The sequence below is a fragment of the Mesorhizobium sp. WSM4813 genome (assembly GCF_055811555.1).
Map to the genome: position 1 here is coordinate 113,772 of NZ_JBVVQU010000014.1, position 10,918 is coordinate 124,689.

10 protein-coding genes are annotated in these 10,918 nt (G+C 62.8%); 7 read left to right on the forward strand and 3 right to left on the reverse strand.

What is annotated here, in order from left to right; genetic code table 11:
- Positions 1–136: 136 nt before the first annotated feature.
- Positions 137–1,039: a polyphosphate kinase 2 gene (gene ppk2, locus AC0L25_RS10710; protein WP_473595446.1), complete on the reverse strand. Its 903-nt coding sequence runs from the start codon at positions 1,037–1,039 to the stop codon at positions 137–139.
- A gap of 224 nt (positions 1,040–1,263) precedes the next feature.
- Here ppk2 and AC0L25_RS10715 point away from each other — a divergent pair, with 224 nt between their 5' ends.
- From AC0L25_RS10715 to AC0L25_RS10725, 3 genes are all read left to right on the forward strand, one after another.
- Complete coding sequence (locus AC0L25_RS10715; protein ID WP_473595447.1) at positions 1,264–2,535, forward strand: sensor histidine kinase; 1,272 nt, start codon at positions 1,264–1,266, stop codon at positions 2,533–2,535.
- A 186-nt stretch (positions 2,536–2,721) separates the two neighbouring features.
- Positions 2,722–3,447 (forward strand): phosphate signaling complex protein PhoU, encoded by a 726-nt coding sequence (phoU, locus tag AC0L25_RS10720; RefSeq protein ID WP_352951345.1) that lies wholly within the window; start codon positions 2,722–2,724, stop codon positions 3,445–3,447.
- A gap of 91 nt (positions 3,448–3,538) precedes the next feature.
- On the forward strand, positions 3,539–4,546 hold the full coding sequence (locus AC0L25_RS10725) for a magnesium and cobalt transport protein CorA (protein ID WP_352951344.1): 1,008 nt from the start codon (positions 3,539–3,541) through the stop codon (positions 4,544–4,546).
- Positions 4,547–4,667: 121 nt separating this feature from the next.
- On the opposite strand, the gene AC0L25_RS10730 is transcribed toward AC0L25_RS10725, so the two are convergent.
- The gene (locus AC0L25_RS10730) at positions 4,668–5,186 is read right to left on the reverse strand and encodes a GcrA family cell cycle regulator (protein ID WP_473595448.1); all 519 of its coding nucleotides are present in this window, start codon (positions 5,184–5,186) and stop codon (positions 4,668–4,670) included.
- Between the two features lie 355 nt (positions 5,187–5,541).
- Here AC0L25_RS10730 and AC0L25_RS10735 point away from each other — a divergent pair, with 355 nt between their 5' ends.
- The 3 genes from AC0L25_RS10735 (at position 5,542) to AC0L25_RS10745 (ending at position 8,873) form a co-directional block, all read left to right on the forward strand.
- Positions 5,542–6,741: an acetylornithine transaminase gene (locus tag AC0L25_RS10735; protein ID WP_473595449.1), complete on the forward strand. Its 1,200-nt coding sequence runs from the start codon at positions 5,542–5,544 to the stop codon at positions 6,739–6,741.
- 17 nt (positions 6,742–6,758) lie between these two features.
- A complete protein-coding gene (gene argF / locus AC0L25_RS10740) occupies positions 6,759–7,670 on the forward strand; it encodes an ornithine carbamoyltransferase (RefSeq protein WP_473595450.1) in 912 nt (303 codons plus the stop codon).
- Between the two features lie 168 nt (positions 7,671–7,838).
- Positions 7,839–8,873 carry an Hsp33 family molecular chaperone gene (locus tag AC0L25_RS10745; protein ID WP_473595451.1) on the forward strand — a complete coding sequence of 345 codons (1,035 nt, stop codon included), beginning with the start codon at positions 7,839–7,841 and terminating at the stop codon, positions 8,871–8,873.
- A 115-nt stretch (positions 8,874–8,988) separates the two neighbouring features.
- On the opposite strand, the gene apaG is transcribed toward AC0L25_RS10745, so the two are convergent.
- On the reverse strand, positions 8,989–9,381 hold the full coding sequence (gene apaG / locus AC0L25_RS10750; protein ID WP_473595452.1) for a Co2+/Mg2+ efflux protein ApaG: 393 nt from the start codon (positions 9,379–9,381) through the stop codon (positions 8,989–8,991).
- A 225-nt stretch (positions 9,382–9,606) separates the two neighbouring features.
- Here apaG and AC0L25_RS10755 point away from each other — a divergent pair, with 225 nt between their 5' ends.
- Positions 9,607–10,761 (forward strand): ceramide glucosyltransferase, encoded by a 1,155-nt coding sequence (locus AC0L25_RS10755; protein WP_473595453.1) that lies wholly within the window; start codon positions 9,607–9,609, stop codon positions 10,759–10,761.
- The last annotated feature ends 157 nt before the right edge of the window (positions 10,762–10,918 follow it).

Below are 10,918 nucleotides of genomic sequence, written 5' to 3' on the forward strand. Positions count from 1 at the left end.
CCACGTCCCCCCCCCCTCCGCCGCTGGTCGCCGTCGTGGGGGGGCGGGGGGGGCGCTCTTTCTTATACCTCACCCCCCCCCCCCCCCCCGGCTGGGGGGGGGGGGGGGGGGGGGGGGGGCCCCCCCCCCCACGGCTTCAGGCCTGCAGGAACGAAGGCCCTTCTCCGATGATCTTCTTGTCTTCCTTGCCGATGGCGTCGAGATCGCGGCCGTCATAGGGAAGCGACAACAGGATGCGCCGTATGATGGCAAGTCGCGCGCGCCGCTTGTCATTGGCTCGTACGATGATCCAGGGTGCGAATTCCCCGTGCGTGCGTTCGAACATGAGATCGCGCGCCTTGGTGTAGTCGTCCCATTTGGTGATGCCAGCAATGTCGATCGGCGAGAATTTCCAGCGCTTCAAAGGACTCCAGCGGCGATCGTGAAATCGCTCAAGCTGTGTTTCCCGACCGATGTTCAGCCAGAATTTGAAGAAATGGATGCCCTCGTTACAGATCATCCGTTCAAAATACGGCGTCTCGTCCAGGAATTTCTCGTGCTGCTCCGGCGTGCAGAAGCCCATGACCGGCTCGACGCCGGCGCGATTATACCAGGAGCGGTCGAAGGTGACGAACTCGCCGGATGTCGGAAAGTGCGCGACATAGCGCTGGAAATACCATTGCCCGAGTTCGGTTGGGCTAGGCTTGGTCAGCGCTACGTTGCGCGCTGTCCTGGGATTCATGTACTGGCGCAGCGCGAAGATCGTGCCGCCCTTGCCCGCGGCATCGCGTCCTTCGAACAGCGACATCACCCGCTTGCCCGTCGATTGCAGCCATGCCTGCGCCTTGACCAGCTCGATCTGCAGCCGCTCGAGCGTCTCGTCATAGTCGTCGCTGTTCATTTTCTTGTCGTAGGGATAGCCGCCGGCGGTCAGCTTGTTGTCCTCGACCCAGTCCGGAAGCTTGGGATCCTCGATGTCGAACTCGCGCTCTTTGCCGTCGATCCGGATCTTGACCGGACCTGGAACGGGCGCGGCGGCATCTTCCTTGGGCTTTTTCATCGAGACGAACCTTTCCAGTTTCCGGACTCATGCTATTGGAGCCTTACTGCATCGGCCCGAAAATCGGAATCGATTTTCGGAAAGAACGATGCAGCAGTTGAGAGAGTGGTGGAGCGTCCTTTGTGCGTCCAATTGGACGCACGGCGCTCTAGCGCCGGTCCAGCGGGACGTTTCACCCGGCCGGCCGGTGGGGGCGGAGGCACAATGCGCGCGAATGGCTGACAATGGCTGACATGGGCGGCGCAGAACAGCGAAGCACGGCGCAGGCGGTCGCTACCCGGTTGTGGAACAGCCGCTGGCTGCTGGCGGCCGGCACCGTCGCGGTCCTGACCGTCTATGGTTTCGCAGACACGTCCGGCTATGTGGTGCTGCTGGCATGTGCCGTGCTGCTGCTTGCCGCCGCGATGCTGCCGGCCGGCGTTGCGCGCCAGTCCGCGGAGGATGCCGCGGCGATCGAGGCAGGCGGGCTACAACAGCTGTCGGGAGAATATCTGGCGGCCGCCGTTGCCGATCCGCTGATTATCTTCGATCGCACCGCCACGATCGTCCATGCCAACGCCGCCGCGTTCGCCGCCTTCGGCGGCATCGCACCGGGCATGTCGCTGTCGCTGAAATTCCGGGCGCCCGAGATGCAGGCCTTGCTGGACAGTATTTTATCGGGAGCCGCCGCTTCGGATGTCGTCGACTATACCGAAAAGCTGCCCGTCGAGCGGACCTATCGGGTGAGTGCGTCTTCGGTCGGTTACGGCACCGACCTCTATGTGCTGGTCTTCAAGGACCAGAGCGAGGCGCGCCGCATCGACCGGATGCGCGCCGACTTCATCGCCAATGCCAGCCACGAACTGCGCACCCCGCTCGCCTCGATCTCCGGTTTCATCGAGACGCTACGCGGCCCGGCCCGCAACGACCCGGCGGCGCGCGAGCAGTTCCTGCAGATCATGCAGAACCAGACCGGCCGCATGGCGCGGCTGATCGACGACCTGCTGTCGCTGTCGCGACTGGAGATGAAACCTTATCTCAAGCCGGGAACCGAGGTCGATCTCCGCCAGACCCTCGACAGCGTCATCGATTCGCTGGGGCCGCTTGCCAAGGAAAACGGCGTTGCCATCGAGCGGGATTTCGCAAAAGGGCCGCTTAATGTGCCTGGGGATCGCGACGAGCTTTTCCAGGTTTTCGAAAATCTGCTGGAAAACGCCTGCAAATACGGACAGTCGGGTGGACGTGTCGTGGTGACGATTGCTCATAGCGATGACGGTCCCGAACCGGGCATCGACGTAACCATCCGGGACTTCGGTCCCGGCATTCCCGAGGAGCACATCCCGCGGATCACCGAACGCTTCTACCGCGTCGATGTCGAAAACAGCCGGACTCAGAAAGGCACCGGCCTTGGCCTGTCCATCGTCAAGCATATCCTGACGCGCCACAACGCCAGACTCTCAATCAAGTCGGAGGTCGGCAAGGGCGCAGCTTTCACGGTGCATTTGCCGGCGCACTGACGCCTCACTATCTAAGAAGGCGTCGGTCCGAGAACCGGAAGTTTTAGGATAGCCGGATGCGTGGATAAGGGACTTAGAGCGTGCTCTGTGTCGCTCTACCGGTTTCTTTTTTCTGTCATCCGGCTAGCGTATCAGCGGGGATTCGAGGAAACGACTCGGACCAGAAGACCCCGGGAAGGCATCTCCATGCAGTCCGTGCACATCGTCAGCGCCTATGACGAGGAGCTGAAATATCTGTCGAAGCGCATCGCCGCCATGGGTGGGCATGCCGAACGCATGGTCGAACAGGCGATCGCGGCCCTGGTCAACGCCGACCCCGGCCTTGCGCAGAAGGTCATCCGTGACGATGCCGTTTTGGACGAAGGGCAGCGCGAGATCGACGACAAGGCGATCATCATCATCGCCAAGCGCCAGCCGATGGCGACGGATTTGCGCGAGATCGTCGGCGCGATCCGCATCTCGGCGGACCTCGAACGGGTCGGCGACCTCGGCAAGAATGTCGCCAAGCGCGTGGTTGCCGTCACAGAAGGGCGCCAGCCGACCAGCCTGTTCCGCGGCATCGAGGCCTTGGCCGACCTGGCGTTGACGCAGCTCAAGGAAGTGCTCGACGTCTACGCGTCGCGCTCGGTGGAAAAGATCGGCTTCGTGCGTGATCGCGACGATCAGATCGACGCCGTGTACACCTCGCTGTTTCGCGAGTTGCTGACTTACATGATGGAAGATCCGCGCAACATCACGCCTTGCACGCACCTGCTGTTTTGCGCCAAGAATATCGAGCGGATCGGCGACCACGCCACCAATATCGCCGAGACGATCTACTACATCGTTACCGGCGACCAGATGCCGGCCGAGCGGCCGAAGGGCGACAAGACAGACAAGATTGTGCTTCCCGCAACGCGACCGGCGAAGTGAGCGGCTGCCTCTCGAACCCATTGCTGATTTAGGCTAAGCTTTACCGAACGTTCCTGATCCTGACCCGAGGCCATGCCTCCAGGAGGTAGCGATGGAAACCGTTCGGAACCTGACGCCGGCCCCGCCGACATCGGGCATCATCGCCTCCAGCGTCTATACCGGCGGCCGGCGTGTCGCCGACATTCCGATCGAGGAAGCTGGCGAATGGGCCAAGAAACCAGGTCATGTCGTCTGGATCGGCCTGCTGGAGCCGGACCGCAACCTGTTGCTTCGCGTCCAGGCGCAATTCCACCTGCACGATCTGGCGATCGAGGACGCCGAGCATCCGCATCAGCGGCCGAAGATCGAGCAATATGGCGATGCGTTGTTCATCGTTGCCCGCACGGCTCAACTGATCGACAGGCGCGTCACCTTCGGCGAGACGCATCTGTTCGTCGGCGCCGGCTACATCGTCAGCGTCAGGCACGGTCCGTCGACTTCTTATGCCGCCGTTCGCCAGCATTGGGAAAGCTGCCCGCATTCGCTGGCCAAGGGTGAGGATTTCGTCCTCTATGCCATTCTCGATTTCATCGTCGACAACTACATGCCGGTGCTCGAGCAGATCGAGGACGAGGTCGAGGCGATCGAGGACAGGGTTCTGCTGAAGCCGATGACCGGCTCCGACATAGAGCGGCTCTACATGCTGCGCCGCGATCTCTTGCGCCTACGCAATGCCGCGCTGCCGCTGGTGGAAGTCTGCCGCCGGCTGACCAGCGCCGACCTGCCACAAATCCATGCGGCTATGCACCCGCTGTTCCGCGACGTCACCGACCACATCCGCACCGTCCAGGAGAAGATCGACAGCTTGCGGGAAGTGCTCGCATTTGCCTTCGAGGCGAGCCTCCTGGTTGGCCAGAGCCAGGAAACGGCGATCACCAAGAAGCTCGCCTCATGGGCTGCAATCCTGGCGGTGCCGACGGCACTCGCAGGCATCTACGGCATGAACTTCAACGACATGCCGGAACTTAGGATGGAATATGGCTACCCGGTCGTTCTGGGAGCGATTATTTTGGTCTGCTCGGTTCTCTACTGGCGTTTCCGCAAGAGCGGCTGGCTGTGAAGAAAGGGGAGTAAGGGAGTAGGGCAGGAGGGCAGTAAGGGAGTATGTAGTGCGTTGCCAGGGTCGCACTCACAAAGCCTAATCTTTACCTACTCCCATACTGCCCTACTCCCCTATTCCCTTATCTACTCCGCCGCCGCTCCGAAGCGGGCTGGAACGCAATGCGGGCGTGGTACTTGCAATAGGGTCCGGTTTCGGCCGCGTCGTTGCCGCAGAAATGGAACTCTTCCGAAAGCGGATCGCCATTCGGCCATTTGCATGTCCGTTCGGTTAACTCGACGAGTTGCAGATGCCGCGAGATCGGCACGACGACGTTCTCGACCGGACGGACGTAATGACGCGCCACCGGTACGGCGTCGAATTGCGCCTGTAGCGCGGTCGCGCCGATCGACGTGGTGATATGCCGCGCAGTGCTTGCCGCCCGCGACACCGATTTCTGGACGCTCGAACCCTGCACGCTCTTCTTCTGGCGTGCCGGCGTGGCGGTCGAGCGTCCGCGGCCCGACAGTTTCAGCCGATGCACCTTGCCGATGACCGCATTGCGGCTGACGCCCCCGAGCTGTGCGGCGATCTGGCTGGCGCTCAGTCCCTCCGACCACAATTTTCTAAGAAGTTCGACCCGCTCGTCAGTCCAATTCATGAGACCGCGCTCCTGCTGAAATGTGCGGCGATCGGAATCCTTCCACGATCCGGCTTCCGCCGGGCAGACACCACATATATCGGGTGATTAGGTCCGCCGCACGAAATCTAGTTATTTCTCGACCTACAATTACCTTATGCGGTGACTCGGTGACAAGAGTCCGAGGGTCAACACGAATCGGTTTTTTCGGTTTTCCCCAACTTGCCCGGTCGCTTATGAGCCGGCGTTTCGCTGGAGAGCTTGCCGCGCGTCCTTGCGCGACGTTTTCGTTGACTTCATGGTCGAAAAACACGATAAGCCGCAAAGGCCGCCGCTTTGGCGGCTTTTTGATTTTCCGGTTCCGGAGACGCATATAATGAGCGGTTCGGCGCTTTTCGAGACCTTTACCCGCGCACCCCTGGCTTTCGACCATGGGGAAGGCACTTGGCTGGTCACCGACAAGGGCGAGCGATATCTCGATTTTGGCGGCGGCGTTGCGGTGAATTCGCTGGGCCACAGCCATCCGCATCTGGTCTCGGCACTCACCGAGCAGGCGGCCAAGCTCTGGCATGTCTCCAACCTCTACGAGATACCGGGGCAGAGTCGTCTGGGCGAGCGATTGGCCGATGCTACCTTCGCCGACAAGGTGTTCTTCACCAATTCCGGCGCCGAGGCGCTGGAATGCGCCATCAAGACGGCGCGGCGCTACCACTTTGTTAACGGCCATCCCGAGCGCTTTCGCATTATCACCTTCGAAGGCGCATTTCATGGCCGCACGCTGGCGACCATCGCCGCCGGCGGCCAGTATAAATACCTGGAAGGCTTCGGACCCAAGGTCGAAGGTTTCGACCAGGTCGGCTTCGACGACATCGACGCCGCCGAAAAGGCGATCACATCAGAGACCGCCGCGATCCTGATCGAGCCGGTGCAGGGCGAGGGTGGCATCCGCCCGGTGCCGACGCAGTCGCTGAAGCGGCTGAGGCAGCTCTGCGAGCAGCATGGCCTGCTCCTGATCTTCGACGAGGTCCAGTGCGGCATCGGCCGCACCGGAAAGCTGTTCGCGCATGAGTGGGCTGGCGTCACGCCCGACATCATGGCGGTCGCCAAGGGCATCGGCGGCGGCTTCCCGGTGGGCGCCTGCCTCGCCACCGACGAGGCGGCCGTCGGCATGACCGCCGGCGTGCACGGCACCACTTTCGGCGGCAATCCGCTGGCGATGGCGGTCGGCAACGCCGTGCTCGACGTGGTGCTGGAAGACGGCTTCCTGGAGGATGTGCAGCGCAAGGCGTTGCTGCTGAAGCAGGGGCTGGCGGGTGTCGCCGACGAATTTCCTGATATCATCGAAGACATCAGGGGCACCGGCCTGATGCTCGGCCTGAAATGCGCCGCACCCAACACCAAGGTGAACATGGCGTTGCGCGACCAGCATCTGCTGGCGGTTCCGGCCGGCGACAACGTCCTTCGCCTGCTGCCGCCGCTCACCGTCACCGACGCCGAGATCCATGAAGCGCTCGACCGCATCCGCGCCGGCGCCCGGGGCCTGGCCGATGCCATAGCCGCGGCTGCCGCGAAGTAACAGTCGAAAGACCCCAAATGAGCCTTCGCCATTTTACCGATCTTTCCGTCGTTTCCGAGGGCGATCTGCGCTTCATGCTGGACGATGCCGTGGTGCGAAAGGCAAAGCTCAAGGCTGGTGAGCGGACAAAACCCCTCGAAGGCAAAGTGCTGGCGATGATCTTCGACAAGCCGTCGACGCGCACGCGCGTGTCCTTCGACGTCGGTATGCGCCAGCTCGGCGGCGAGACCATCATGCTGACCGGCACGGAGATGCAGCTCGGCCGCTCCGAAACCATCGCCGACACGGCCAAGGTGCTGTCGCGCTATGTCGATGCGATTATGATCCGAACCACATCGCATGACCGGCTGCTGGAGCTGGCCGAGAACGCCACCGTTCCCGTCATCAACGGGCTGACCGACGACACCCACCCCTGCCAGCTGATGGCCGACATCATGACCTTCGAGGAGCATCGCGGTCCGGTTGCCGGCAAGACCATCGCCTGGACCGGCGACGGCAACAACGTGCTGCATTCGCTGCTGGAGGCCTCGGCGCGGTTCCGCTTCAATCTCAACGTCGCCGTGCCGGAAGGCAGCGAGCCGGCACAGAAGCATGTCGATTGGTCGACGGCGCATGGCGGCAAGTTGCACTTCACCCGCTCGCCCGAGGAGGCCGTCCACGGGGCCGACTGCGTCGTCACCGACTGCTGGGTGTCGATGGGCCAGGAGCACCGCGCTCGCGGTCACAATGTCTTCTCACCCTACCAGGTCAATGCGGCGCTGATGGCGAAGGCAAAGCCTGACGCATTGTTCATGCACTGCCTGCCGGCGCATCGCGGCGAGGAGGTCACCGACGAAGTCATCGACGGGCCGCATTCGGTAGTGTTCGACGAGGCCGAGAACCGGCTCCACGCCCAGAAGGCGGTTTTGGCCTGGTGTCTGGGCGCTTGATCCGGGCCACCTTGATCTGGCCCACCTTGATCCGGCCCACCTTGATCCGGCCCACCTTGATCCGGCCCACCTTGATCCGGCCCACCTTGATCCGGCAATGTGTGGTGCCTATCTCAGGCCCATCACGTAAATCGAGCGCGTTTCGACGCATGCGCCCCGGAGGGCGGCATGGCCGCGCCCTGGAGCTTTGTCATGTTGGAAACTCATCAATTGGCTGAACAACAACCCAAACTCGGCGAATTCGGCTACGCCGGTGACGATCATGTCGTGCCCTTCGAGGTCGGCCCGCTCGACGTGCGCGGCCGCACCGTCCAGCTCGGGCCGATGCTCGACGCGATACTCAGCCGTCATGACTATCCCGAGCCGGTCGCTCGCCTGCTGGCGGAGGCCTGCGTGCTGACGGTGCTGCTCGGCACCTCGCTCAAGTTCGAAGGTAAGTTCATCCTGCAGACCCGCACGGACGGGCCGGTCGACATGCTAGTGGCGGATTTTTCCACGCCGCAGGCGCTACGCGCCTACGCGCGCTTCGACGCCGACCGGCTGGAGGCTCTGACGTCTGCCGGCGAGACGTCGCAGCAGACGCTGCTCGGCAGCGGTGTCCTGGCGCTGACCATCGACCAGGGCGCCCACACGCAGCGCTATCAGGGCATCGTCCAGCTCGACGGCGAGACGCTGGAGGACTCCGCGCGCACCTATTTCCGCCAATCGGAACAGATCCCGACCGATCTCAAGCTTTCGGTGGCCAAGCTTTTGACGCCCGGCGTCGGCGGTGCCCGCGAGCAATGGCGCGCCGGTGGTATCTTGGCGCAGTTCCTGCCGCAATCGCCGGACCGCATGCGCGTGCCCGATCTTCCGGGAGGCGACGGCGATCCGCGCCAGGAGATCCATGATCCGGCCGACAATTCCTGGCAGGAACTGCTGGCGTTGCTTGGCACCATCGAGCCGACGGAACTGATCGACCCGACGATCGGCGCCGAACGGTTGCTTTACCGGCTGTTCCACGAGCACGGCGTCCGCGTCTTCGGCGGCGTACCGGTAGCCGACCAGTGCTCATGCTCTAGGGAGAAGATCCGCGGCATTCTCGAAGGCTTCTCCGCCGACGAGATCAGGGACAGCACCGAGGATGGCGGCATTCACGTCGCGTGCGAATTCTGCTCGAAACAATATGACTTCGACCCGGCGGAGTTTGCCGCGGCTCAATAACGAGCGTCAGTGCTGCCTATCTGCCCGCTGGCATTCTTCCAATGGAAGGAGGAATCGCCAAATACCGAGTGCGGTGCCTTCGCAGAACTTGGGTTCCTAGGAACCCAAGTGAGTGTCAGTTGACGGTGCGCCGCGTGCCCGGCAGGTCGAGCGAGAAGGCGGGGATGGCGACGTCGAACGTCTCGCCCCGCTCGTTGCGCATCGTGTAGTGGCCGACCATGATGCCGGACGGCGTCGAGAGCGGGCAGCCAGACGTATATTGATAACTGTCGCCGGGGTTGAGTTCGGGCTGGTCGCCGACAACGCCGGCGCCGCGCACCTCCTCGACCCGGCCGGTGCCGTCGGTGATGTGCCAATAGCGTGACAGAAGCTGCACGAATTCATCTGACTGGTTGTCGATGGTCACCTGGTAGCCCCAGACATAGCGGTTCTCCGACGGGTCGGAGCGATCTTCCAGATAGAACGGCCTGACCTGTACTTCGATGTTGCGCGTGACGGCGCTGTACATAAATTACTCCACAATATGCAGACGGAACATTCGACGCTCTCCGCAGTTTGGTCAACGGGGTGCTCCCGTCATTGCCCTCCTCCTTGCGCGCAGGTGGCGAAGAACAATGTCATTTAAGTGACACATGACAATGATGGTGTGCAGGGCCGGGCGACTCAGCATTCTGTCGAACTGTTGAAAACGGCTTTCATGCGGCCGGTTTTTTTCTGGAGTGACCAGATATCGATGGAATTGACAGTCACAGCCGCCGTGCTTTCCACAGCTCTGCTTCTTGTCAATCTCGCCAGCATCCTGCTCGCTTCGTTGAAGCTGAAGCGGCCTGGCAGGATCGCGCCGCCAGCCGGCAAGGCGCCGCCGGTGTCGATCGTCGTGCCGTCGCGCGGCGTCGAGCCGTTTGCCGAGGAAACGCTCGAGCGCGCCTTCTCTCTCGACTGGCCGTGCTATGAGCTCATCTTCTGCGTCGCCCATGCCGACGACCCGGTGGTCGGGCCGATCACCGATGCGATCGCCCGCTTTCCGGCCGTGCCGGCGCGGCTGCTCGTCGGCGACGATCGCATCAGCGGCAATCCGAAACTCAACAATTGCGTGAAGGGCTGGGAGGCGGCGCGCCACCACTGGGTCATCCTTGCCGATTCCAACGTCCTGATGCCGAGGGACTATGTCCAGCATCTGATGGCGGCATGGCGGCAGGACACTGGCCTTGTCTGCTCGACGCCGATCGGCTCGCGGCCGGACGGGTTCTGGGCGGAGGTCGAATGCGCCTTCCTCAACACGCTGCAGGCGCGCTGGCAATATACCGGCGAGGCGATCGGCCTTGGCTTTGCCCAAGGCAAGAGCATGTTGTGGGACAAGCCCATGCTCGACGCCAATGGCGGCATCCGTGCGCTTGCCGACGAGATTGCCGAGGATGCGGCCGCGACCAAGCTGGTGAACGGGCTTGGACTGCGCGTCAATCTCGTCGCCTCGCCTTTCGAACAGCCGCTCGGCTTGCGCACGCTCGACGAAATCTGGTCGCGCCAAGCCCGCTGGGCACGCCTGCGCCGCGTCACCTTCCCCCTGTTCTTCGCGCCAGAGATCCTGGTCGGCGCGGCCATCCCGCTGGCGCTTGCGCTGGTTGCTGCGGCCGGCGCCGGCTTCAGCCTGTCGGCGACCGCCATCGCCGTTCTCGTAGTCTCCTATCTCCCGGAATGCGCGCTCGCCTCGGCCAAGGGCTGGCACCTGTCGCTGCGCATGATCCCGGCGATGGTTGCGCGGGACGTGATGCTTCCCGCCATCTGGGCGCGCGGCTGGCTCAGCGGTGCCGTCGACTGGCGCGGCAACACGATGACCATCCACACCAGCGCCGTTGCGGAATTGGAAGAGACCCCGTCGGGCGCCTGACCGCGCCTGCTTTTGACGATGAGAGCGCCGCCGCCTGGTTCGTATATCCCTAGAGCGTTCTGTCATTTGATTGAATCGTGGGGATTCCCGAATCACGACAATTTTGATTCAACCTGCTGGCTGGGAAGGAGGCCAGCCAGGATGGCGTCATCATATT

Bases quoted from the DNA above. Each gene is read 5' to 3' on its own strand.
- AC0L25_RS10730 (WP_473595448.1), bottom strand. From the start codon at position 5,186: ATGAATTGGACTGACGAGCGGGTCGAACTTCTTAGAAAATTGTGGTCG.
- AC0L25_RS10745 (WP_473595451.1), top strand. From the start codon at position 7,839: ATGGCCGCGCCCTGGAGCTTTGTCATGTTGGAAACTCATCAATTGGCT.
- AC0L25_RS10715 (WP_473595447.1), top strand. From the start codon at position 1,264: ATGGCTGACATGGGCGGCGCAGAACAGCGAAGCACGGCGCAGGCGGTC.
- phoU (WP_352951345.1), top strand. From the start codon at position 2,722: ATGCAGTCCGTGCACATCGTCAGCGCCTATGACGAGGAGCTGAAATAT.
- AC0L25_RS10755 (WP_473595453.1), top strand. From the start codon at position 9,607: ATGGAATTGACAGTCACAGCCGCCGTGCTTTCCACAGCTCTGCTTCTT.
- AC0L25_RS10725 (WP_352951344.1), top strand. From the start codon at position 3,539: ATGGAAACCGTTCGGAACCTGACGCCGGCCCCGCCGACATCGGGCATC.
- argF (WP_473595450.1), top strand. From the start codon at position 6,759: ATGAGCCTTCGCCATTTTACCGATCTTTCCGTCGTTTCCGAGGGCGAT.
- apaG (WP_473595452.1), bottom strand. From the start codon at position 9,381: ATGTACAGCGCCGTCACGCGCAACATCGAAGTACAGGTCAGGCCGTTC.
- ppk2 (WP_473595446.1), bottom strand. From the start codon at position 1,039: ATGAAAAAGCCCAAGGAAGATGCCGCCGCGCCCGTTCCAGGTCCGGTC.
- AC0L25_RS10735 (WP_473595449.1), top strand. From the start codon at position 5,542: ATGAGCGGTTCGGCGCTTTTCGAGACCTTTACCCGCGCACCCCTGGCT.